We start from the raw sequence: 21,738 nt of genomic DNA on the forward strand, positions 1-21,738 counted from the left end.
ATGAAGATTGTGATCCAAAGAGTTTCCGAGGCTCATGTAAAAGTAGATGGAAAAATTGTCGGGGAAATCGGAAAAGGCCTGATGCTTCTGACCGGAATTGATGAAAACGATGAGAAACAGGATGCAGACTGGCTTGTTCAGAAGATTCTGAATTTAAGGATCTTCGGTGATGAAGATGACAAGCTTAATCTTTCCGTAAAAGATATTTCCGGTGAAATTTTGTGCATCAGTCAGTTTACCTTAATTGCAGACTATAAAAAGGGAAACCGCCCCTCTTTTATCAAAGCGGCCAAACCAGATAAAGCGGTTCCTCTTTTTGATTATTTCAAGGAGGAACTGGCTAAATCAGGATTAAAAACCGAAAGTGGAATTTTTGGTGCAGACATGAAAGTTTCGCTCGTCAACGACGGGCCTGTTACTATCGTTATGGATTCAATCACGAAAAGCTAATACTGTCCTCATTAAAAAATTCAATTATTTTTCTAAATTCACAAAAAAGTGATTAATATTTCTCATTTAATTTATATATTTGGTTTACAACCATTTAATAAGATATTATGAGAACGAAAATTAGACTTTTCACATTATGTATTTTCATTTTCGTGTTTTCATTCGGGCAGAAAACCGATCAATTAAGTCCTAACATTTATGTGTGCTTCTCAAAAGATGTCAGTTCTGACAAAGAGGCGTTCAGTAAAAACCCTGCATTAGCAGAATTTGTCAAAACAAGTGACATTTTATTCGTTAATGATCTTGGCTTCAGTGAGAGGAAACTTGAGGAAATGATGGCAAGCAGCAGAGCAAACGGTAATTCGGGCGAATCCGTTCAAAAGCTGAAACGCATCTTCAGAGTCAGTCTTCCTTTCCTGAATCACGAGGAAGCTGAAAGAACAGCTCGCACTCTTGAGAAGTTTCCGGAGGTAGAATATGTTTCCGTAATGAGCAGCACTCCCATTGAACCTCCATTCGTTAAAGCTTTTGTGACTACCCCGGATCTTGAAAGCCTTCAGACTTACCTCAACGACAATCCCGGGATCAACGCAAAATATGCATGGTCCAGAGGAATTACAGGGCAAAATATCCGGATTCGTGATGTTGAATACGGCTTTTACAAAACTCACGAAATGCTCTCCAATCAGAACTCGATACAACTGGAACCGGGATATTCACCTAATTCGGGGCTATCAGGTAACAATTACAGGGATCACGGGACTGCAGTGGTTAGTATTTTAGGTTCCGTGAAAGATAATATCGGGCTTTCCGGCGCCGCTTACAGCGCATCAGAAATCAAAGGATATATGGAATGGACTACTGTGGGCTACAACAGGGCTGCCGCAGTAAGCAGATCGATCAATGCATCGCAGGCCGGTGATATTATTTTATACGAAATGCAGACAGGCGGAAAAGACGGCCAGTACTGCCCAGCTGAATACGACAGTGTGATCTGGGATCTGACAAAAGCAGCTACCGATTCCGGAATCATTATTATTGCAGCAGCAGGAAACGGAAATCAGAATCTGGATGATCCTTTTTATGCTTCTTACATGGCAAGAGGAAACAGCGGGGCTATTATCGTAGGGGCAGGTTCTTCCAACACTACTCACTCTAAACTGAGCTTCAGTACCTACGGAAACCGCGTGGATGTACAGGGTTGGGGAAGTAATGTTCTGGCTGCCGGATACGGCTCGTATCAAAAATACGACAACGATAATAACAGAACATATAATTATTTCAGCGGAACAAGCTCTGCTACTCCTGTTGTAGCATCGGCAGCTACTTTGATCCAGTCTTTTTACCGGCAAACTACAGGTCAGTATTTGACTCCTGCTGCTATGAAGAACCTTTTAATATCAACAGGAATCCCTCAGGGAGGTACCGTTGCCAATCAAAAAATAGGACCTTTTCCTAATGTGAAAAATGCCATATTACAGCTGGAAAGTAGTTCTTTACTCAAATCCAATAAGGCTGAGGTTCCTCTTCCTTTAGAAGTTAAGATTTATCCGAATCCTGTAACCAGCCATATCACCATTCACAGCAGTGAAAGTAAAAAACTGGATTTTGAAATTATCAATATGCAGGGAAGAACTGTCAGAAAGGGATCTGCCTTACCTGATGAAAAGATCGGAACTGCAGATCTTCTTCCAGGCCAGTATATCATCAATATTACAGAAGGACAAAGAAGAGTGGTTGAAAAATTCACTAAATTATAAGAACTAAAATACTTATAAAATAACTAGGTGGTCCAATTAAGACCACCTTATTTACTACCTATCATGATCATATTTTTGTCAATAAGAAGGATGCTGAGAAGACTATTGAAGTATTGATAAAATTATCCGAATAGGCTTTTTACAATGATTTAATACTTAAAAAAAGAGGCTGCCCTTTTCAGGACAGCCCTTTATTTTATTTTTCGAATTAGTTTGCCGGAACGCTGTTAAAATTAAGCGCTATTTTAAGCGTCATATCTGAGCTTGTCTGATTTTTCAGCTCATACACTGTTCTTACCGTTAAACCTGTACTTTTTACCACCTCATCCAGATATCCTGTATCATTAATATCCAGATTTAAGCTGGAAGAGTCCGTTGTTATATTGGAACGGGATGCAACAAGTCTTTCACTGGTTCCGTTAGATGAAACATAAACCTTTACGGATTGAACCGCACTTAAGTTTCCTCCTGAAGGGGACACTACGGAAATTTTAGCATCAGAAATTCTTACATCCTTGATTTTCGCGTTATTGTTACCTCCAAACCATGTCTGTACATTGGTAGCAGTAGATGTGGAAGAAACTTCTTTACCTGCCGGCACTCCCGTAGAAACCAAAACGTTGGTTGTATAAGGGAACGTATTCTGAACAAGCGACTGTACGGTTCCGCAGCTTACTGCTAAAACTGAAACGGCTGCTGACATTAAAAATATATTTTTCATAATGTTAAACTTTAGGATTGAGTTTGCAGAAATTATACCAAAATGATGAATCCTATTCCACACTTACATTAAAACCTCCTTTTGTATTACCGGAAGCCATATTACTTTTTCCTATGATGAGCCATACTTCACCTTTTCCTTTGGTTTCGTAGGTAATCTCTCTTCCAAAAGGCCCGTCATAATCTCCGTTTGGCAGCCTGATCTGGTTGAACCTGATATTGAAATCTTTTTCATTAGTTGAAATCGTGGCTTTAATGTTGGGTCTGTCATAATGGGTTAGCTTTAAAACCAGCTCCTGTCCGTCTTTTGTAAATTCCTCGCCTAATGTAAAGGGAAGCTGTGAAGCATCTGCTGTTCTTATGATCTGCCCTTCTTTTTCGCTTCTCATCACGCCTTTACGCAACACTTCTTTGGTAACGGGAGCATTGTTAATGATTGAATCTTGCTTTCTGAGAGCCGCAGAATCTGTTTTAATGGCAGAATCCGGCATTTCTTTAACCACAGCGGAATCCTTGTTCACAGTTTCCGTTACAGCGGGTTCTTTTTTACATGAAATAATAATCAATGGGATTAACAATAAGGATTTTTTCATAATAATTATTCTTTTAATGTTTCGAAGTAAAGAATCTTTGAAAGGAAAGTTTTGGATTTTTCCGCTTTAATTTTTTCCAGCACTTTCTTTTTAAGCTTCAGATCGTTTTTGCCGTCTGCATACTTCAGCAGTCCTTTCTCACTGAAATTGATCTTTTCCAGGTGATAACTGACTGCAAAGTCTTTACGTTTCATATTCTGGGAGATAATAATTCCGCCCCAGTTCACATAACTGCAAGCCAAAATTGTTCCATAAAAATACCAAATCATTGTATTGAACAGGAATGCATTTCTTTTTTTCCTCTGAATTTTAATGAAAGTAAGAGCAAGTCCTATTAATGCCAGCAGAAGAAAAGCAAAGACTCCCAGCCTTTTGTAAGTATAGCCGTAACTGATGATGTATTCGTAGTTTTTCAAGGCAGCAGAACATACGAGAATGGCATTCAGAACGATCCAGATTTTAGCAAGAATTTTTAGAAACCCGGCCTTAGGATCAAAATTAAAACCAGCTTTAAAATAAAACATAATCACGAGTACCGCCATAATGATCGACAGGATTACGGCATTAACCCTTTCATGGGTTTCTTCCGAAAGCTGAACCGGCGTTTTTGAAACTTCATAAAACTGCTCGTAATTGTACGTAATGATAAAAAATATGAGCAAAATATTCAGACAAAAAAAGGAAATAACACCGCTGGTTCTTTCTGCATTCAGATCCAGAAAAGAATATGTGGCCTTCTGAATCTTATCCGCATCCTGAAAATCCTCATCCAGCAGATGGTTCTTTTTATAAATAAATCGTTCCACGGCATAGTTCCAGTAATTGAATGCAATGAAAAACCCAAGAACGGAAAGAGCAAGTACCTGCCATATATTAATATCCAGCTCATAATCCCTGAAAACAGCAGCAAAATGATCGCTCCCCACGGAATAAATTCCAAAAAATATAGAGATAAATAATAATGGTATGATGATAAAAGCCAAAGTTTTCTGCCATATGACGGAAATATTTCTTTTCGGCAGCCATGCGTCAAAGCTGAAGAACCGGAAAACTGAAGTAACACTATTGATGATAAAAACCGGGATCAGGAAAAGTATTTTCAGCTTTCTGTTTCGTGAGCGGTAGCCTAACAGCAGAAGGGAACTTACAACCGCCAGCAGGGACGGAAAATCTCTGAACCATGCAAAAGCAAAACCTGACAGAATACTGGTAACAAAAAGTATCAGAAAAGTTCTGGTCCTGTTTCTCTCAGGAGTTTTGAACAGGGTAAGCAATGCATAAATAATGGCAAGTATACCTAGATTCAGCCCGGGCTCCTGATCATAGAACAGGATGACAAACAAAGCGGCTGTAAGAAATATATAATGATGTGTTTTCATGATTTAAAATTGAAGAGTTTGTAACCATTAAAAAAGGAGAAGAATATTAAGATGGAATCTTCCCATGTCATTTAATTAAAAATACTATGGATTTGAATTCAAGATAATAAAGATATAAAGGACAGTGACGGGAATATTGATCAACAGAAGAAGGACTGAGTTCCCGGATGATTTCTTCTCTGAGGTATTGTTCAGAAATTCCAGAAGTTCATACAGCAGGACCAGCATATTGATCACTGCTGCAATGATTACAAAATAGAACCCTGTTATCAGAAGAAAGTCTGCCCTGGCTATCAAATAAGAAACCAGCAAAAAGCTCCCCGATAAAAATGAGATCCAAAAGGTCGTTCTTCCGGTTTTGCTAAATTTTATTGTCTTCATGGCAGTTGTTTAATATAGAACTGTTGTTTCTTTCTGCTGGATATAGTCTTTCAGGTGGTCGAAATTCTGCCATAACAGGCTTTCAAAATCCCAGTGATAAAAAGGTCTCATGCTCTGCCCTTTCCTGTATGCTTTTACGTACAGCTTCAGGTATTCCGGAAGGATGATCGTCCCCAATACAACGGCTGCAAGGAGGTGTGCATTGAGTTTACCATTTCCCAGAAGAAGGTACTGCATGGCGATTTCGTCTTCGAATTGGGTACCGCAACCTGTGATCAGGTGATGCACATCATGGTTTTCCATTTTGGGAATCATTGAAAACCCATGCTTTTTATAAAACTCGCCCAGCTTTCTCCCTAAGGAATCTTCTTTGAATTTCAGCAGCTGCTCTTCATTGAACTGCCACTGTCTTTTTTTCTTTTTAAAATATTTCCTGTAAGCTTTCTGGGTTTTATCATAAACAAACAGCAGAAATTGAACTCGTATTTTTTTCATAATGTATTATTTAAATATTAAATTAATTCCTATTAAAACATAAAGGTATGCTAAGGGAATATTGATGAGAAGAAGACCAATAGCTTTGAGACAAGCTTTAAGTTTAGATCGACTGGCAATTCCATAAATCAATAATCCAATTACAAAGAGTAGGTTTACAATGGTTCCCCAAGTTAAGAGCATATAACCACAGGCTACAAAACCATCATTTCTGGTTATTAAATAGCCGAAAAGACAAATATTTCCGAGCATAAAGCATAATCCGAAAATATATTTCCCGATGTTTATTATTTGATGATCTTTCATCTATATTGTATTTTAAGCTCGAGTTAAAGTAAAGACTGTAATTTCCGGACGCACCATAAACCTGATCTGGAAAGAATGACCAATAGCCCTGTTGATGTACAGCATTCTTCCATCCTGAAGGTCTATTTCTCCGGATACATATCTTCGGTTTTCCACAGGCAGAAGAGGGGTGATAATTCCTGGGATTCTGCATTGTCCGCCGTGGGTATGACCACTCAGAATCCATCCTTTATACCCGTTCCAGATATCCCTGTCGCACGCATCCGGATTATGGCAGAGTACGATATGGGCTTTGGAAGGATCATAGCTTTCCATCACTTTTTCCGGATAGAAATTGGGTGACCACAAGTCTTCAAAACCTATAAAATTGAGTCCGTGGCTTTCTTCACTGCTGTTTTTTAGCATCCTGATTCCGAAGCTTTCCAGAGTATCGCAGATTTTTTCGGAGCATTCTGTATCATCCCAGTTTTTTCCGTAATCGTGATTGCCGAGAATTGCAAAAGTTGACAGTTTGCCATGCACTGCATGATTCATTACTTTCTCTAGATTCTCCTGATCTTCTGAGGTTCCGTGGTTAACAAAATCCCCCGTATACACTACAAAATCAGGATTGAATTGTTTTGCTTTCTGAAAGGATTCAATCAGGAAATTCCAGTCGAAACGATTTCCGACATGCAGGTCTGATATCTGCATCAGTATTTTTCCCTCCAATGCTTCTGGCAAATTTTTAATGGGAAGTTTTCTCCGGACGAATTCTACCCAAAAAGGTTCTATCTGCCAGGAATACAAACCCGGAAAAGCTTCTAAAAGGGAAAGCTGCATGAGCCTTTTAATAAATTTTTTCCTTGTCATAAGTGAAAATAAATCAGCTTTTAACTTCCTGCGAAAGGACTTCCGAAAATCCCTACTGCCAGTTCAGCCCAGATTAATGCGAGAATCAGCAGAATAACAATACTGACCAGGACTCTATGATTTTGCTTTTTGACTGTTCTTCTGACCAGATTGATCAGAAAAGCTGTGGTAAAAAGTAAAGCCACTGCTACCAGAAAATCTGAAGCTGTCCAATTGAATTCTTTAGAAAATAGATTTCCCAGCAATGGAATACACAGCAAAGCCAATGGTAGGGCATAAATCGTGATTGTTTTTTGTTTTTGTGTCATCATTTTATTTAATTTTAATTTATAAAGTACTTTGTAATTCAAAGTTAATTTTTAAAAAAATATAAAGCTTATCGTCCCAACAATTTTTCAAGGGCATCCAGATGTTCGTTAAAGGCCTGTCTCCCATTCTGCGTAACACGGTATGAGGTTTTGGGCTTTTTACCAACAAATTCTTTTTTTACTTCAATATACCCTGACTTTTCAAGGGCATTGCTATGGCTGGCCAGGTTACCGTCTGTAATTTCCAGAAGTCCTTTCATTTCAGAGAAATCAACCCAGTCGTTGACCATAAGAACGGACATGATCCCCAGTCTTACACGGCTTTCGAATTCTTTATTGAGTTGATGTATCTTTATCATAGTAAGTCAGTAACTGCAGGTTCTTAAGAAGGCTTTCTTAAAATCCTGCAAATTTAATCTATTTATATTTTTTATGCATGATCAATCCATACACAATATGTAAAACTCCGAAACCAATGGTCCAGAAGACTAGTCCCCAGCCTAAAAAGAACAGGGAAATGAGGCCAAAAACGATCTGGCAGTATCCAAGATACTTAATATCCGTCAAAGTATATCTTTCTGCACCCACCAGGGCGATCCCGTAAAATATTAATGTTGCCGGGGCAATCCATACGAACAGATGGTGAAAAAGAAGCGCGAGACAAAAGATTCCACCTGTTACCAAAGGAACGGCAAAGGTTAATAGCAAACGTTTTGTTGTAGCATCCCAGATCTTCTGCCCTTTCTTCTTACTTTTATTGGCTGTAAAAATGTAACCGCTCAATAAGGCTGTCAGTAAAATGACTGCTCCGGTAAGTACAAGTTCTCTGACCAATGCGGGGCTGAAGAAGTTTCTGTCCCCATCAAAATAGTCAATTCCTTCCCTTTGGAAAACAAAATATACATATCCGGCACCAATCAGCGCGGCCAGTCCTGCAAAAACTCCTGACAATCCGCTCAATGAAATAAATCTGGAAGACCGCTCCATCATGGAACGGATATGAGATAAGTCTTCGTGATAGTTTTTCGAATCCATAAAAAGAACTTTGAATTACAAAGTTATCATTTAATTTTAATCTGCAAAATATTTTTTTTAAAATTTCAATCTTTACAAAGACATGAAATAAAAAACCGCTGAAATAATCAGCGGTTTTAATAATGTATAATGAAAAAGATTATTTCGCTCTTAATCTTTCCTTAATTCCTTCGATATTTTTCTTCGCCGAGTCTTCAAGGATCAGGCTTGCGCTCATATGGATTCTTGCAGGCATCAGTTCATTGAAGTGATCTGTTCCTTCCCACGAAACTTTTTTAATCAGAGCTAAGGCATCACTGCTTCTGGAAGCCAGCGTCTGCATAAATTTGTCCAGTTTGGAATCCATTTCCTGGATATTTTCCGAAACGGAATGGTAAACGTTATGCTGCTCCGCCCATTCTGCCGATCTGAAATCTGCATCAATAGCCATTGCAGCAAACTGTGATTTTCCGATCTTTCTTTCTACATAAGGTCCGATTACGAAAGGTCCGATTCCTAAATTAATCTCCGTAAGTGCCAAAGCTGAATCTTTAGTAGCAAAACAGTAATCTGCACCGCAGGCAATACCTACTCCACCGCCTGTAGTTTTTCCCTGAACTCTTACCACAACTATTTTTCCGCAATTTCTCATTGCATTGAGGACTTTAGCAAAGCCCCCGAAGAATTTTGTAGAGGCCTCTAGTTCTTCAATCGCTAAAAGCTCATCAAAACTTGCTCCTGCACAGAATGCTTTTTCACCTTCACTTTTTACCAGAATAGCTTTTACTTCTTCTTTAGCTCCTTCATCCAGAATGGTCTGAGCCAGCTTTTCTAAAATAGCTCCCGGAAGGGAATTGCTTTTGGGTGTTCCGAAGGTAATTTCGGCAATATTGTTTTTAATTTCTGATGCTACGAATTCGTTCATTTTTATTTTAATTGGATTCTTACAAAAATACTAAATACCGCCTTTCCGGAGAAATTATGCAACATAAATTCCAGATTAAATTGTGATTATGTGATCTCCATGATTCCTTATGATAAAAGCTATTTAAAAAGGGAAAATAAATCACCATTACGTATAAATACGGACTCTTCAATTTGGTATTTTCTACTCTAGTACTGCCTTTCTATATATTGTTCCTTTGACTTATCAAATTTAAAGTTGAAGGCGGTATCCGAAAAGCCCAGAGAACAGAGTAGGAAAATTTTAAAACTGAAAAAAAAATATTATCATGGATGAGTACATGGGAATCGTAAAATTATTTGCAGGAAACTTTGCACCAAGAGGCTGGATGTTCTGCGACGGCAGTATATTGAGTATTTCTCAAAACTCTGCACTATTTTCTTTATTGGGAACAACGTATGGGGGTGACGGGATAACTACCTTCGCACTGCCTAATCTGATCGGGCGTATGGCTCTGGGAGCAGGAAATATGAATACCGGTAAGTCTTATCCTCTGGGAATCGTTTCCGGAACAGAGCAGAATACACTTCTTCAACAAAACATGCCAAGCATGGGAGGATTTCAATTAAAGGTAGCTAATGCAAATGCTACAACATCTACTCCTTCTGCAAGTACCTCAATTGCCATAACAGGGAATCAGGTAGGAAGAGATTTTACTGCTGTACCAAGCTTTATACAGGCCGATCCTGATACTGCTATTAATGTAAAATCAATTTCTTATACGGGACAGAGTATCCCGGTCAACAATATGCCGCCTTTCTTAGGGCTAAATTATATCATTTGCGTAGAAGGCATTTATCCGTCTCGCAGCTAAAAATTATTTAAAACCTAAATCATGAAAAGATCTATTTTTTTAACCATTTGTAGCCTGCTCATATCTTTATTGTCTTTCGGGCAGACCAGTACAGAGCAATTTGAAACCGAATCTCACGGAAGTTCAAGTTTCACGGACAATGGAGTGATTTTTAACATTATCTCCCATGTAGGAACTTTTGATATCCAGGGTAATTATCCGGGTACAGGATGGAGCGGAACAGCTAACGATAACAGGTATATTGATAATTCCAATGATGCTGCTTCGCCACCTTCATTCAGTATAAAAACTACATCCAATTTATTTAAAGTAAACCGCTTCTGGATGTATCTGTCCGCCCTTAATCTGGATCTGAATGTATCCGGTACTCTTACCATTACGGGAAAGCTAAGCGGTGTCACAAAGTTTACACAGACAAAGACGACCGGTTTTGCAACATCTCTGGGCTCCACTAATGGATATACCCTTATTGACATGACGAATCTGAATGGTCAGAATTATTCGAATATAGTGATTGATGAATTACGCATTACATTAGGCGGAAATTTCAGATATGCAGGATTTGACGCCTTCACCTGGGTAAAAGACAGCAATATAGTACTGGCAACGAATGAAACAGCGATTTCAAAAAAAGAAATCAGTATCTATCCTAACCCTACCAGCGGACCTTTTACGATTAACACGGAAGAAAACGGTCAGGCAGAAATTTACAGCCAGGACGGTAAATTGCTGAAAAGATTGGAGCTGAAGAAGGGAAATAACCATGCGGATGTTTCGGAACTTCCCAACGGTGTCTATATCCTTAAAACACCTTCCGGATCTTCTAAGATTATCAAAAAATAAAATTTTTCATAAGCGATGTGTGCCGCGAAAAGATTCTAATGCATAAATGATAAATCCCCCTGGAATTATTCCGGGGGATTTTATTTTTTCAATGCTAAAATATATTTGTCAATATACAGCTGTTTTTCTTTTGATTTGTATTGCTGGATATACCTGGGATGCTCAAGGACGGTCATTTTTTCAAATAACTGAGCTTCTTTATTCAGTTTGGAAATAAATTCTGAATTCTTTTTCCCAAGCACAAAAACTTCGGAAGTATCTACGCCCATGCTGATATGCTTCTTCAGAGAATCTATCATAAAGTCTTTCACTGCTTCAAAAAGATTTTTATCATCATAATAATTGGCGTTCAGCCAGCCTGTTTTTGCTTTTCTTACAATAGCCAACGGAAAAGGTGAATTGATGTAGATATCCTTATAAAATTCTTCTGCTCCACCATATTGATCAATCATATCATAAACAAAAACCGAGGAAATTTCATGGGTCCGGACCGAATTCATTTTGATGCCACAGACACTTTCCAATCTTTTGGTATCGGTAAAAGGGACTCCGGTAACTCCTGCCCCATGCCTGCTGGGATTGATTCCGATGATAAATTTTCGGCGGTTCTGATCATTATAATATTTGTGATAAAATTCCCGCATAACCTTCACCGTTTCCGGATTGTCCAGATATGGATTCATAACTTCGAAACCATCAGGAAGATGTCCTGAAAACCGAAGATTTATATTGAATTCTATAACTTTATCAGCAAATGTTTTATTCATCTCCGTCATCTTCATCAGACAATGCCAGTTCAATATCGATAAACTGGATGTACAATCCACAGATCTCATCTTTTTCATCATATGCAAAATAAACGGGATAGCCTCCATCTCCGAAACCGCTTGCAAACATTGGAATTTGATAATCTGTATTGGGAACCGTCCAGTTGATCCAGTCTCCCAGCTCTCTTTGATTTTCCGGATGTTCTTTATAACTTTTTGCAAATTTTTCTGCAAAATAATCATCGTAAATGTTTCCGACATTCAGCTCAGTAAGGAACTTATCAATATAAGGTAGCACCTCCGCATCTGTAATACACCCCAATCCGGCATCAACCATGAATCCGAAATAGTCTCCTTCATTTAATCCTTCAAGGTTTTCTATCCCTATCAGAGCTTCCCTGTACAGTACAGGTTTTTCTTTGGTAAATTCCACTTTTACCGCAGCATAACGATCACCCCATTCTTCTGATTTTACAACAGCGATCTTTACAGGAAAATTTCCTTTCGGAGCCTGTACGAAATAGGGCTTTTCACCGGCGTTAAGAAAAACCAGCGGATCTCTTACAAGTATTTTACCGGAAGGCAGAGAAACATTTCCAATCTCCATTACCTGCATCTTCTGTTCCAGAATTTCATCTGAAGTAAAATAGGTTTCCAAATCTACAGGGCAGGTAAGAATATCTTTTACCTCTTCCCATTTTTGCATCCAGCTTTCGTCCATTATTTTATTTTTATGATGGGTTGAAGTTTTAAAAATACTATTTATCTGATCGAAATCAAATTCTTTACTGGTTCTTAAATTTTCAGCCTACAACTTCAAAACCTTACTTCCTGATTTTCAATATTTTCATTAACTTAGTTTTAAAGAATATAGCTTTATCTTTTATTCAAAAAAACTACTTTACCATGATCGGAATTATCATTGAGCTTATAATTTCCTGGCTCCTCCTGCGATTCATAGCAGGAAAAAACTTATCTGTCCTTGGACTTAAGCTGTCACCAGAACGAATGAAGCACTTTACCGCAGGATTTTTTTTAGCAGCTATCTGTTGTTCGCTTTATCAGGTGATGACGGTAACATTTGCCAATAACAGCTGGGTCGTTAATGATCAACTGACATTCCAGAGTTTACTGAAAGGCGTTTGGTTTACTTTAAAGTCTGTATTATTTGAGGAACTCATCTTCAGGGGAGCTTTACTATATTTAGCCATAGAAAAAATTGGCATTCAGAAAGCATGTATTCTCTCTGCAGCCTGTTTTGGCATTTATCACTGGTTTTCCTTTAATTCTTTTAGCAATCCATTTCAGATGGGTATTATTTTTCTAATGACCGGTATTTTTGGATGGATGCTGGCTTTTGCCTTCGCAAAAACAAAATCACTCTATCTTCCCATAAGCCTTCATCTGGGCTGGAATCTTTTTAATATTGTAGTCTTTTCGGCCGGGCCACTGGGTACTCAAATTCTTATAAAAGCCAATCACCATAAGCTTGAAGGTATCTTATCCTTATTTGTATTTTTGTTTCAGGTATTGGTTTTACCTGCTCTTGTCTATTTTTATTTAAGGTATTCAAAATCAAAACAACCTCCCAAAACTGTCATGTAGACTGATAATAAAGCCGCAGCCCAAAATTGGGCTGCGGCTGTTTAATTGTACTATTGAACGACTCTTTAAATCAGTCCAAACTGTTCAAAATGGTGGGTAAAATGCTTTTTGTGCATCAGTTCCCACATTTCTTTATTCAGCTTTCCGAATACGAAATTCATATGTTCAGCCTGTGGATTTTCTTTGTAGTAAATTGAAAACCTTTTTAAAGTGTCCAGGAAAGACTGTTTTGCAGCTTCAAGGTTTTTATGTTTCAATTCAAGTAAAGTTTCATCTTCAGCCAGGAACGGAGCCGGGAAATCTTTCGGCATTTTTCTGTGGTTGTAAAGGGAATCCTGCCATTTTTCCAGATGTTCTTCCGGTGTGAAGCATTTATCTGCTTCCGGCTCTCCTAAGCTTACCAGAACGCCATGCTCCAGATGCTCAATCATTTGCTGAGGTGACATTTTACCCCAGTTGGGTTGGGTATTTTCTGACAGACCATTCAATATTTTACTCATATTTTTCACGTTGAGGTCGATAAATGGAGAATGCTTTGCCACGAGTGTCAAGATAGTTGCTACACAAACAATTTCATCTCTTTGGTTCACTACTTCAACCAGCCATTTTACAACACCGGAAGGAATGTTTCTCCCTTTTACCCCTCTGTTGATTTTTTCTTTTGCTGTTAAATAGACTGTAATGGTATCTCCTGCGTAAACAGGTTTAAAGAATGAACAGTTTTCAAGTCCGTAATTGGCAATAACCGGTCCTTTTTTACCGGAAACGAATAATCCAGCTGCTGCTGAAAGGATGAAATATCCATGGGCAACTGTTTTATCGAAAATAGTTCCTGTTAAGCTTGTAGCATCAGTATGGGCATAGAAGTGATCCCATGAAACATTGGAGAAATTAACAATATCTGCATCCGTAACCGTTCTTCCTGCTGTTTCTAACGAATCTCCGATTTCAACTTCTTCAAAGTATTTCTGGAATGGGTGTTTGTCCGAGAATTTTTTCTCCGCACCCTGCTGATAAATTTTTGTAATCGCTTTCAAAACATCCGGTGACCCCTGAATGGCTGTTTTCTGAAGGAAGAAATGAAGACCGTTCAGTCCGCCCATTTCTTCACCTCCTCCGGCTCTTCCCGGGCCTCCGTGCATCAGGGTAGGAAGTGGTGAGCCGTGGCCTGTACTTTCTTTAGCGTTATCTCTGTTCAGTACAAAGATTCTTCCATGCTGGGAAGCCATTTTCCATGAAGTTTCAGCGATAAAGCTCTCATCATGAGAAATAATAGAACCTACCAGACTTCCTTTTCCTCTTTTTGCCAGAGCTGCCGCTTCTTCCGCATCTTTGTAAGGCATTAGTGTAGAAACAGGTCCGAAGGCTTCTACATCATGAGAGATATTTTTCTCGAAAGGTTTATCATTAAGGAATAATTTCGGACTCATAAATGCTCCGTTATCGTAGTTGGCATCTACAAGTTCGTGTTTTCCGTCATATATCAGTTCTGTTTCAGATTTTAAGATATTTACTTTTCTTACTACCTCATCATACTGCTGTTTTCCAACCAAAGATCCCATTCTGGTTTCCCTGCTTAACGGATTTCCGATCTTAGTTTGATCCAAGGCTTTGGATAAAGCATTTTGAACATCGCCTAACAAATGTTCAGGAACGATAATTCTTCTAATTGCAGTACATTTCTGGCCTGCTTTGGTGGTCATCTCGTTTCTTACTTCTTTGATGAACAGATCAAATTCAGGGGTGCCCGGCTTTGCATCCAAACCAAGAATTGAACAGTTCAAAGAATCTGCCTCCATATTGAAACGTACTGCATTTCCTGCCACTGACGGTAAAGATTTTAATTTTCTACCAGTGTTGGCAGAACCGGTGAACAGTACAGAATCTCCATCCTGAACATAATCCAGGATATTTCCAGGTTCACCGCAAACCAACTGAACCGCTCCTTCTGGCAGAATACCGCTTTCGATCATGTCCTGGAAAACCGCATTGGTAAGATAGGAACCGAATGGTGATGGTTTTACAATAGATGGAACTCCTGCCAATAATGATGTTGACAGTTTTTCGAGCATTCCCCAAACGGGAAAGTTATAAGCATTGATCTGTATGGAAACCCCTTCACTTGGGGTCAGAATGTGGGTTCCTAAGAAAGTTCCGTTGGCTGAAATTTTCTGAGTTTCTCCATCTACCCAAAACGGTGTATTCGGCAGCATTCTTTTTGCAAGTCCGGAATAGGTAAAGAAGGTACCGAAGCCTCCTTCAATATCTACCCAGGAATCTGCGTGGGTTGCTCCTGTTTTATATGATAATTCGTAATATTTCTTTTTTCTTTCCAAAAGATAAAGCGCTACTTTCTTCAGCATTTCGCCTCTGTCGTAGAAGGTCATGGAAGATAGGTTTTTGTAGCCTACTGTTCTTCCGTAGTCAAGAGCCTGCTCAAAATTAAGCCCTTCCGTATCTGAAATGGCAACCTGTTCACCTGTAACAGCATTGTATAAAGGTATTCCGTTTCCGGTACCTTCAACCCATTCTCCGTGTATATAGTTTTTTAACTTTTCCATATATTTTAACTTTTTACTTGACTTTTATTTAATTTTTTCCTGAATTTCCAAGGCTTCCTTCAGTGTATATTTTCTGTATTCCATACCCGTCACATCTTTGGCATACTCTTCTATGGTTTGGGTAAACCCGGAATTCTTTCTCAGTTCATTGACGTGGTCTGGATTTTTTACAGGCCATACCAAAGACAGTGTTTCCGTTTTTCCGTCTTTTGTCGTAAAAAAAGAACGAATCTGTGTTCCATAGATCTGCTCTTTGTTTTCCTGCATGAGCTTTCTGTCCAGCATCATGGCATACAGTCTGAACGGTAATTCTTTTTCATCTGCTGCTTTCTTAATCAAAGGAAGGTATTTTTGAATTTCAGGGGAATGCTGGATCACATACCATACTGCTTTATTTTCCGGCTCTCCTACCATAGATTTTCCCGGATAACCATATTTTTGAATGATATTCTCAACCTTGACAAGGTTTGCATGATCCTGGGCATTCATGATCTCGGATAGCCTGGCTCCGAGATCTGCTTCCGTGAGATTTCTCTCCGTCATGATCTGTTTCTTTCTTTCGGGAGTAATATTGGGCTGCATCATTTCACGGTAAACCTGATCGTCTTTATAAATTTGTGTCAGTTCTTTTTTAAGCTCTGCATTGAATGGTTTTATATCTGTTTGCTGGGCATTCAATACAACAGAAAAGAAAAATGCAGTCAACAAATATCTCATGATTTCTGATTACTTTTGGGGTTCTTTATACGGAAACATTTTCACCAAACCTTCATACAAACTTCTGTGAAGAATGGTGGCATGATTGTCTGTTTCCATCATTTTATATTCAACAGTCCAGTTTTTTTTGCCGGCTTTCTGAAGGGTCTCATAAAGAGTTCCTGCATCTTTTACCATCACCGGATGTTCGTCTTTACCTACAGACACATAAACAAATTTCTTTGTATCCGGGCTTTTAGACAGTAGCTGGGTCTGCTTCAAAAGGCTTTGATCATCCCACCATAAACTTGGGCTGATGATAAAATAATTATTGAACATTTCCGGCTTTTTAAAAAGGATTTCTGTAGCAAGAAGCCCTCCCAATGACTGTCCGAACAAATACCTGTCTGTTGTTTTATACTGGGATCCTATGTAGGGCAGTAATTCTTTTTCCAAAAAATTGATAAACTTGTCAGAATGGCCTGTGGTAGGATAATCCTGCTGTAAATCTTTTAAATCTGTGTGGAAGGTAAAATCTCTTTTCCGGTCGATATTGGCAATTCCCACCACAATGGTCTCCGGCATGGAATACATTTGATTAAAGAACTGAACGAGCCCGGTTACATGAATGAAGTCTTCATTTATTGAGCCATCCAGAAGATAAATTACCGGATAGGATTTTGCTTTGTCAAATCCTTGAGGAAGATAAATGTTTAAGGTTCTGTCTTCATTTAATATCTTAGATTTTAATGTTCGTACTTCTCCGATAGTCAGAGGTTTTACATTTTCACTCTGGGCTAAAACCATGAATTGGAAAGCAAAAAGAATACTGAAGAGTGCGAGGATTTTTTTGATCATACTTTATTTTATTACTGGTTGTCTTTCAAAACCTCATAGGTTTTAGAAACCTATGAGGTTTGAATCAAAATATTTTATTTAATTGTTAAGAAATCATATTCAACATTTGATTGATGATATTCTATAAAATCATTTACTGTATCAAAATACTGCATCATTTCTGTTCTTTCAATTTTACTTTCTTTAGCCAAATTAATATAAGAATGATAAGATGAATATTTCCAATCTTTAATATCTTCAACAAATCCATGATTAACCGGATTATTGTGGATATAATGAAATAGTTTTATCAAATACTCACTATCATTCACTCTTTTGCGTTTTAAATAATCAAGAAAAAGAGAACCTTTTCGATTATATCTTTTATTATAAGCTTTTGCATAACCATTTAATAAATTACTAAACTGTTTCATTAAATATTTATGTTCATCTTCATTTGGAATTTGATCTTCACTTTTAAATCTTACCAATAAATGAAAATGATTTGGCATTAAACAATATGCATATATTTCAGCTATTGGAACAATATATTTTACAAGCTTATCTAAAAAATATTTATAATTTTCTTCTTCTCTAAAAATTAAATCTCTTCCATTTGCATGAGAGTAAATGTGATACACATATTCATATTCAAAATTTTCTGTATTTGACATTTATTTTTTTCATTTGTGTGTGTGTTTTATATTCAAACCTCATAGGTTTTCAAAACCTATGAGGTTTATTAAGGACAATTATTTCACATCATCCCAAATACTGTAATCAACCGTTTTGGTAGCAGTCTGTTCTACATATTCCGAGAAGGGCTCACATGGAAGAATGGCTTCTTTTCCTTCTCTAGCCAGCTGCTGGTAAAGTTTGGTACCTTCTGTTTTCCAGTGGATCATTTCATCAGAAACATCACGGATGATTTTTGCCGGACTTCCTACGATGAGTTTTCTCGGCTCACATTTGAAGTTGGCAAGAACAAACGCTAAGGCGCCAATGATACATTCATCACCGATAACGGCTTTGTCCATCACTACGGAATTCATTCCAACAAGGCAGTTTTTACCGATATGTCCGGAATGGATGATCGCTCCATGTCCGATATGGGCAGATTCTTCCAGAATGGTTTCAATATTCGGAAATACATGAAGAGTACAGTTTTCCTGAACATTGGCTCCGTCTTTAATGATAATTTTCCCCCAGTCGCCGCGGATCACGGCATTGGGCCCGATATATACTTCTTCACCGATTTCTACGTTCCCAATGATTACCGCCTGCGGATGAATGTAGGCAGAGGGCTTGATGATAGGACGTATGCCGTGGTATGAGTAGATGTTCATTTTATTTAATTTGAAAATTTGAAAATGAATTAATTTGAAAATGATTAGCATGCTGAAACATTTCAAATTCTAAAATTACCCCATTTTCAAATTGATTTATACTTTTTCAATGACCATTGCATAGCCCTGCCCGACACCGATACAGAGGGTACACAATGCATATTTTTTATTCTGTTTTTCAAGTTCAATAGCAGCAGAACCAACGATTCTTGCCCCGGAAACTCCCAGCGGATGCCCTATAGCAATAGCTCCTCCGTTCGGATTAACTCTTGAATCATCGTCTTTTAAACCTAAGGTTCTGGTTACTGCCAAAGCCTGTGCTGCAAATGCTTCGTTCAGTTCAATGATATCCATATCATCAAGGGAAAGGTTTAATCTTTTTAATAGTTTTTGTGTGGCTTCCACAGGTCCGATTCCCATAATTCTTGGTTCAACGCCAGCTACGGCAGATCCCAATATTTTAGCTTTTGGTTTTAAACCATATTTTTTTACGGCTTCTTCGCTTGCAAGGATAAGGGCAGCTGCTCCATCATTCATTCCTGACGCATTTCCTGCAGTTACGGTTCCTTCTTTTCTGAAAGCGGGACGAAGTTTGGCAAGGCCTTCCATTGAGGATGTCGGCTTAATGAATTCGTCTGTTTCAAAAATTTTAGGTTCTCCTTTTTTCTGTGGAATTTCAACTTTTACAATTTCTTCTGCCAGTCTTCCACTCTCCTGGGCTTTTGTAGCTTTCTGCTGAGACCAAAGAGCAAATTTATCCTGATCTTCTCTGCTGATATTGTGCATATCTGCTAAGTTTTCAGCTGTTTCCCCCATTCCATCTACTCCATACATTTCTTTCATTTTCGGATTGACAAAACGCCATCCGAAAGTGGTATCAAACATCTGGCTGTCTCTTCCGAAGGCCATACTTGGTTTTGACATTACATAAGGTGAACGTGTCATATGCTCTACCCCACCTGCAATATAAATTTCTCCTTCTCCGGCTGCAATAGATCTGAATGCATTGGCTACTGCTGACATTCCCGATGCACAAAGCCTGTTTACCGTTTCGCCCCCGATTTTGTATGGTAACCCGGCCAATAGAAGAGCCATTCTGGCTACATTACGGTTATCTTCTCCTGCCTGGTTGGCACATCCGAAAATAACATCCTCAATTTCATCTACCGGTAATTCAGGGTTTCTGGCTATAATTTCTTTAATAACTACTGCTGCCAGATCATCAGCTCTTACTTCTGATAATCCTCCCTGCAATTTTGAAATTGGCGTTCGTACGTAGTCTATGATGTATACGTTGTTCATTTATTTTAATTTGAAAATATGTTAATTTGAGAATTTGAAAATGAGATAGTGATAAGGCATTTAAAACAATTTTCAAATTACCTCATTCTCAAATTCCCAAATTTATAGTTCAGTTACTTTTTTTCCTATTTTATAAACGGTTCCGACGAATTTAGCTACCAATTCACTGTTTTGATTGGTAATTTTAATATCGTAAACGGCTGTTTTTCTGGTATTGTTCACGAGAATACTCTCTGCTCTGAAAATATCACCTTCTTTTCCTGCTTTGGTAAAATTGATGATACAGTTCAGGGCAACGGCTGCGTCTCCGGAACTGTTTGACGAAAAGGCCAGTGCAGAATCTGCGAACGCAAACGTAACGCCTCCGTGAACGGTTTTAAGCCCATTAATCATTTCTTTTTTGATGGGCATTTCTATTAAACAATAGTTTTCTTTGACTTCAATCAGTTTGATATTCATCCATTGGGAAAAATAATCCTGACCGAACATATAATCTGCAACTTGTCTTGGCGTCATAATTTTTAATTTACCAATGTAACAGTTTACCGATGTACCAATAATTGCTACACTGTTACATTTTTATATTTTTACATTTTACGAAGTAAAGGGCTTTGTCTGTACCTTTCTTCCTGATATTCTTCGTAAAGATTTTGAAGGGTTTCAGAGATTTTTGAATAACCGATTTCTTTTCCCCAGGCTAATAATCCTTTCGGGTAGTTGACTCCTTTCTGCATTGCCAGTTCGATATCTTCATCGCTGGCAACACCTAATCTTTTGGCTTCTACCGCTTCATTAATCAACATTGAAATAATTCTTAAAAAGATCTGCTGATATAAGGCATCATCCTTCTGAGCTGCCGGGTTTTCTGCACCTTGAGCATAATTGTAGAAACCTTTTCCTGTTTTTCTGCCATGAAGTTTGGCTTCGGACATCCTTTGCTGAAGAAGGGACGGTTTATACTTCGGATCGTAGAAATAATCTTTGTAAACGGTTGTCGTTACAGCAAAATTCACATCAACACCAATCAGATCCATCAGTTCAAAAGGTCCCATTTTAAAGTTTCCAAGCGTTCTCATGGCTTCGTCCACCTGCTCAGGAGTTGCTATATTTTCTTCAACAATCCTCAAACCTTCACCATAGTAAGGACGGGCAATCCTATTGACGATAAACCCGGGAATATCTTTAGCAATTACAGGCATTTTACCCCACTCTTTCATGAGGTTATACATTTTTTCAGCTAATGATTTTTCTGTAAGTAAAGATGGAATAATTTCAACCAAAGGCATTAATGGAGCCGGATTGAAGAAGTGAATTCCAATGAAGCGTTCCGGCTTCTTTAGTTCTGCACCGAGAGAGGTGATAGAAATGGATGATGTGTTGGAACTGATGATACAGTCTTCGGAAACATAGGTTTCGAGCTCTGTAAATACTTTGGTTTTTATGTCTTTGTTTTCGATGATGGCTTCTATAATCAGCCCGCAATCTTTAAAGTCTTTCAGTTCTGTAGCGATGGAAATATTAGCTAAAATTTCAACCATTTTTTCTGCCGAAATTTTCTGCTTGTCAACCAGTCTGGTTAATGTTTTTTCTAAACCTACAGTGGCTGTTTCTACCTGTTTTGGATTGGCATCATATACCCAGACTTTGCATCCGTTCGTTGCGGCTACTTGTGCAATGCCGATTCCCATAGTCCCAGCACCGATAATTCCTACATTCATAATTTTAATTTGAAAATTTGAAAATGA

26 protein-coding genes are annotated in these 21,738 nt (G+C 38.3%); 5 read left to right on the forward strand and 21 right to left on the reverse strand.

The window, feature by feature from the left end:
* Entirely contained in the window at positions 1-450 is a 450-nt protein-coding gene (gene dtd / locus BUB03_RS06620; RefSeq protein ID WP_040993744.1) for a D-aminoacyl-tRNA deacylase, read from the forward strand.
* 107 nt (positions 451-557) lie between these two features.
* Complete coding sequence (locus tag BUB03_RS06625) at positions 558-2,210, forward strand: S8 family peptidase (protein WP_073061403.1); 1,653 nt, start codon at positions 558-560, stop codon at positions 2,208-2,210.
* 208 nt (positions 2,211-2,418) lie between these two features.
* Here the strand turns inward: BUB03_RS06625 and BUB03_RS06630 are convergent, their stop codons facing one another.
* The 11 genes from BUB03_RS06630 to BUB03_RS06680 form a co-directional block, all read right to left on the reverse strand.
* A complete protein-coding gene (locus tag BUB03_RS06630; protein WP_040993742.1) occupies positions 2,419-2,931 on the reverse strand; it encodes a hypothetical protein in 513 nt (170 codons plus the stop codon).
* Between the two features lie 52 nt (positions 2,932-2,983).
* Positions 2,984-3,523: a hypothetical protein gene (locus BUB03_RS06635; protein WP_073061405.1), complete on the reverse strand. Its 540-nt coding sequence runs from the start codon at positions 3,521-3,523 to the stop codon at positions 2,984-2,986.
* 5 nt (positions 3,524-3,528) lie between these two features.
* Positions 3,529-4,902 carry a DUF4153 domain-containing protein gene (locus BUB03_RS06640; RefSeq protein WP_073061408.1) on the reverse strand — a complete coding sequence of 458 codons (1,374 nt, stop codon included), beginning with the start codon at positions 4,900-4,902 and terminating at the stop codon, positions 3,529-3,531.
* Positions 4,903-4,986: 84 nt separating this feature from the next.
* Positions 4,987-5,283: a hypothetical protein gene (locus BUB03_RS06645; protein WP_073061411.1), complete on the reverse strand. Its 297-nt coding sequence runs from the start codon at positions 5,281-5,283 to the stop codon at positions 4,987-4,989.
* Positions 5,284-5,292: 9 nt separating this feature from the next.
* The gene (locus tag BUB03_RS06650) at positions 5,293-5,778 is read right to left on the reverse strand and encodes a Coq4 family protein (protein ID WP_073061414.1); all 486 of its coding nucleotides are present in this window, start codon (positions 5,776-5,778) and stop codon (positions 5,293-5,295) included.
* A gap of 6 nt (positions 5,779-5,784) precedes the next feature.
* Positions 5,785-6,084, reverse strand: a complete 300-nt coding sequence (locus tag BUB03_RS06655) for a hypothetical protein (protein WP_073061416.1) — start codon at positions 6,082-6,084, stop codon at positions 5,785-5,787.
* Between the two features lie 12 nt (positions 6,085-6,096).
* Positions 6,097-6,936, reverse strand: coding sequence for a metallophosphoesterase (locus BUB03_RS06660; protein ID WP_073061419.1), 840 nt, complete (start codon positions 6,934-6,936; stop codon positions 6,097-6,099).
* A 20-nt stretch (positions 6,937-6,956) separates the two neighbouring features.
* Positions 6,957-7,247 carry a hypothetical protein gene (locus tag BUB03_RS06665; protein ID WP_083538894.1) on the reverse strand — a complete coding sequence of 97 codons (291 nt, stop codon included), beginning with the start codon at positions 7,245-7,247 and terminating at the stop codon, positions 6,957-6,959.
* A 65-nt stretch (positions 7,248-7,312) separates the two neighbouring features.
* Positions 7,313-7,603 (reverse strand): winged helix-turn-helix domain-containing protein, encoded by a 291-nt coding sequence (locus tag BUB03_RS06670; RefSeq protein ID WP_040993730.1) that lies wholly within the window; start codon positions 7,601-7,603, stop codon positions 7,313-7,315.
* Positions 7,604-7,661: 58 nt separating this feature from the next.
* Positions 7,662-8,279 carry a hypothetical protein gene (locus BUB03_RS06675; protein WP_073061421.1) on the reverse strand — a complete coding sequence of 206 codons (618 nt, stop codon included), beginning with the start codon at positions 8,277-8,279 and terminating at the stop codon, positions 7,662-7,664.
* Between the two features lie 139 nt (positions 8,280-8,418).
* Entirely contained in the window at positions 8,419-9,183 is a 765-nt protein-coding gene (locus tag BUB03_RS06680) for an enoyl-CoA hydratase/isomerase family protein (RefSeq protein ID WP_040993726.1), read from the reverse strand.
* Positions 9,184-9,490: 307 nt separating this feature from the next.
* On the opposite strand from BUB03_RS06680, the gene BUB03_RS06685 reads away from it, so the two are divergent.
* Positions 9,491-10,036: a phage tail protein gene (locus BUB03_RS06685; RefSeq protein WP_073061423.1), complete on the forward strand. Its 546-nt coding sequence runs from the start codon at positions 9,491-9,493 to the stop codon at positions 10,034-10,036.
* A gap of 21 nt (positions 10,037-10,057) precedes the next feature.
* Positions 10,058-10,879, forward strand: coding sequence for a T9SS type A sorting domain-containing protein (locus BUB03_RS06690; RefSeq protein ID WP_073061426.1), 822 nt, complete (start codon positions 10,058-10,060; stop codon positions 10,877-10,879).
* A gap of 80 nt (positions 10,880-10,959) precedes the next feature.
* On the opposite strand, the gene BUB03_RS06695 is transcribed toward BUB03_RS06690, so the two are convergent.
* Together BUB03_RS06695 and BUB03_RS06700 are read right to left on the reverse strand one after the other, a co-directional pair.
* Entirely contained in the window at positions 10,960-11,646 is a 687-nt protein-coding gene (locus BUB03_RS06695) for an SMUG2 DNA glycosylase family protein (protein ID WP_073061428.1), read from the reverse strand.
* On the reverse strand, positions 11,639-12,367 hold the full coding sequence (locus BUB03_RS06700; protein ID WP_073061431.1) for a DUF4241 domain-containing protein: 729 nt from the start codon (positions 12,365-12,367) through the stop codon (positions 11,639-11,641). Before BUB03_RS06700 ends, BUB03_RS06695 begins: the two co-directional genes overlap by 8 nt.
* 185 nt (positions 12,368-12,552) lie before the next feature.
* Here BUB03_RS06700 and BUB03_RS06705 point away from each other — a divergent pair, with 185 nt between their 5' ends.
* The gene (locus BUB03_RS06705; RefSeq protein ID WP_073061434.1) at positions 12,553-13,251 is read left to right on the forward strand and encodes a CPBP family intramembrane glutamic endopeptidase; all 699 of its coding nucleotides are present in this window, start codon (positions 12,553-12,555) and stop codon (positions 13,249-13,251) included.
* A 65-nt stretch (positions 13,252-13,316) separates the two neighbouring features.
* Here BUB03_RS06705 and paaZ read toward each other — a convergent pair whose 3' ends face one another.
* The 8 genes from paaZ to BUB03_RS06745 form a co-directional block, all read right to left on the reverse strand.
* Positions 13,317-15,812 (reverse strand): phenylacetic acid degradation bifunctional protein PaaZ, encoded by a 2,496-nt coding sequence (paaZ, locus tag BUB03_RS06710; RefSeq protein WP_073061437.1) that lies wholly within the window; start codon positions 15,810-15,812, stop codon positions 13,317-13,319.
* Positions 15,813-15,836: 24 nt separating this feature from the next.
* Positions 15,837-16,529, reverse strand: coding sequence for a DUF6624 domain-containing protein (locus BUB03_RS06715; protein ID WP_073061439.1), 693 nt, complete (start codon positions 16,527-16,529; stop codon positions 15,837-15,839).
* Between the two features lie 9 nt (positions 16,530-16,538).
* Positions 16,539-17,366: an alpha/beta hydrolase gene (locus tag BUB03_RS06720; protein ID WP_073061441.1), complete on the reverse strand. Its 828-nt coding sequence runs from the start codon at positions 17,364-17,366 to the stop codon at positions 16,539-16,541.
* Positions 17,367-17,440: 74 nt separating this feature from the next.
* Positions 17,441-18,019, reverse strand: coding sequence for a transposase (locus BUB03_RS06725; RefSeq protein ID WP_073061443.1), 579 nt, complete (start codon positions 18,017-18,019; stop codon positions 17,441-17,443).
* 78 nt (positions 18,020-18,097) lie between these two features.
* A complete protein-coding gene (locus BUB03_RS06730) occupies positions 18,098-18,691 on the reverse strand; it encodes an acyltransferase (protein ID WP_073062680.1) in 594 nt (197 codons plus the stop codon).
* 96 nt (positions 18,692-18,787) lie between these two features.
* The gene (gene pcaF, locus BUB03_RS06735) at positions 18,788-19,993 is read right to left on the reverse strand and encodes a 3-oxoadipyl-CoA thiolase (RefSeq protein WP_073061445.1); all 1,206 of its coding nucleotides are present in this window, start codon (positions 19,991-19,993) and stop codon (positions 18,788-18,790) included.
* A gap of 102 nt (positions 19,994-20,095) precedes the next feature.
* A complete protein-coding gene (locus tag BUB03_RS06740) occupies positions 20,096-20,509 on the reverse strand; it encodes a PaaI family thioesterase (protein ID WP_040993717.1) in 414 nt (137 codons plus the stop codon).
* Positions 20,510-20,580: 71 nt separating this feature from the next.
* Positions 20,581-21,711: a 3-hydroxyacyl-CoA dehydrogenase NAD-binding domain-containing protein gene (locus BUB03_RS06745; protein ID WP_083538876.1), complete on the reverse strand. Its 1,131-nt coding sequence runs from the start codon at positions 21,709-21,711 to the stop codon at positions 20,581-20,583.
* Positions 21,712-21,738: the final 27 nt, after the last annotated feature.

Origin of the sequence: Chryseobacterium oranimense (genome assembly GCF_900129755.1) — a bacterium.
Lineage (GTDB): Bacteria > Bacteroidota > Bacteroidia > Flavobacteriales > Weeksellaceae > Chryseobacterium > Chryseobacterium oranimense.

What these genes read in the sequence shown, in the direction of transcription:
- BUB03_RS06650 (WP_073061414.1), bottom strand. Translation starts at nt 5,778, where the DNA reads ATGAAAAAAATACGAGTTCAATTTCTGCTGTTTGTTTATGATAAAACC.
- BUB03_RS06695 (WP_073061428.1), bottom strand. Translation starts at nt 11,646, where the DNA reads ATGAATAAAACATTTGCTGATAAAGTTATAGAATTCAATATAAATCTT.
- BUB03_RS06680 (WP_040993726.1), bottom strand. Translation starts at nt 9,183, where the DNA reads ATGAACGAATTCGTAGCATCAGAAATTAAAAACAATATTGCCGAAATT.
- BUB03_RS06635 (WP_073061405.1), bottom strand. Translation starts at nt 3,523, where the DNA reads ATGAAAAAATCCTTATTGTTAATCCCATTGATTATTATTTCATGTAAA.
- BUB03_RS06675 (WP_073061421.1), bottom strand. Translation starts at nt 8,279, where the DNA reads ATGGATTCGAAAAACTATCACGAAGACTTATCTCATATCCGTTCCATG.
- BUB03_RS06660 (WP_073061419.1), bottom strand. Translation starts at nt 6,936, where the DNA reads ATGACAAGGAAAAAATTTATTAAAAGGCTCATGCAGCTTTCCCTTTTA.
- dtd (WP_040993744.1), top strand. Translation starts at nt 1, where the DNA reads ATGAAGATTGTGATCCAAAGAGTTTCCGAGGCTCATGTAAAAGTAGAT.
- BUB03_RS06625 (WP_073061403.1), top strand. Translation starts at nt 558, where the DNA reads ATGAGAACGAAAATTAGACTTTTCACATTATGTATTTTCATTTTCGTG.
- BUB03_RS06640 (WP_073061408.1), bottom strand. Translation starts at nt 4,902, where the DNA reads ATGAAAACACATCATTATATATTTCTTACAGCCGCTTTGTTTGTCATC.
- BUB03_RS06725 (WP_073061443.1), bottom strand. Translation starts at nt 18,019, where the DNA reads ATGTCAAATACAGAAAATTTTGAATATGAATATGTGTATCACATTTAC.
- BUB03_RS06705 (WP_073061434.1), top strand. Translation starts at nt 12,553, where the DNA reads ATGATCGGAATTATCATTGAGCTTATAATTTCCTGGCTCCTCCTGCGA.
- BUB03_RS06665 (WP_083538894.1), bottom strand. Translation starts at nt 7,247, where the DNA reads ATGATGACACAAAAACAAAAAACAATCACGATTTATGCCCTACCATTG.
- BUB03_RS06700 (WP_073061431.1), bottom strand. Translation starts at nt 12,367, where the DNA reads ATGGACGAAAGCTGGATGCAAAAATGGGAAGAGGTAAAAGATATTCTT.
- BUB03_RS06745 (WP_083538876.1), bottom strand. Translation starts at nt 21,711, where the DNA reads ATGAATGTAGGAATTATCGGTGCTGGGACTATGGGAATCGGCATTGCA.
- BUB03_RS06630 (WP_040993742.1), bottom strand. Translation starts at nt 2,931, where the DNA reads ATGAAAAATATATTTTTAATGTCAGCAGCCGTTTCAGTTTTAGCAGTA.
- BUB03_RS06720 (WP_073061441.1), bottom strand. Translation starts at nt 17,366, where the DNA reads ATGATCAAAAAAATCCTCGCACTCTTCAGTATTCTTTTTGCTTTCCAA.
- BUB03_RS06685 (WP_073061423.1), top strand. Translation starts at nt 9,491, where the DNA reads ATGGATGAGTACATGGGAATCGTAAAATTATTTGCAGGAAACTTTGCA.
- BUB03_RS06670 (WP_040993730.1), bottom strand. Translation starts at nt 7,603, where the DNA reads ATGATAAAGATACATCAACTCAATAAAGAATTCGAAAGCCGTGTAAGA.
- BUB03_RS06645 (WP_073061411.1), bottom strand. Translation starts at nt 5,283, where the DNA reads ATGAAGACAATAAAATTTAGCAAAACCGGAAGAACGACCTTTTGGATC.
- BUB03_RS06715 (WP_073061439.1), bottom strand. Translation starts at nt 16,529, where the DNA reads ATGAGATATTTGTTGACTGCATTTTTCTTTTCTGTTGTATTGAATGCC.
- BUB03_RS06690 (WP_073061426.1), top strand. Translation starts at nt 10,058, where the DNA reads ATGAAAAGATCTATTTTTTTAACCATTTGTAGCCTGCTCATATCTTTA.
- BUB03_RS06730 (WP_073062680.1), bottom strand. Translation starts at nt 18,691, where the DNA reads ATGAACATCTACTCATACCACGGCATACGTCCTATCATCAAGCCCTCT.
- BUB03_RS06740 (WP_040993717.1), bottom strand. Translation starts at nt 20,509, where the DNA reads ATGACGCCAAGACAAGTTGCAGATTATATGTTCGGTCAGGATTATTTT.
- BUB03_RS06655 (WP_073061416.1), bottom strand. Translation starts at nt 6,084, where the DNA reads ATGAAAGATCATCAAATAATAAACATCGGGAAATATATTTTCGGATTA.
- pcaF (WP_073061445.1), bottom strand. Translation starts at nt 19,993, where the DNA reads ATGAACAACGTATACATCATAGACTACGTACGAACGCCAATTTCAAAA.
- paaZ (WP_073061437.1), bottom strand. Translation starts at nt 15,812, where the DNA reads ATGGAAAAGTTAAAAAACTATATACACGGAGAATGGGTTGAAGGTACC.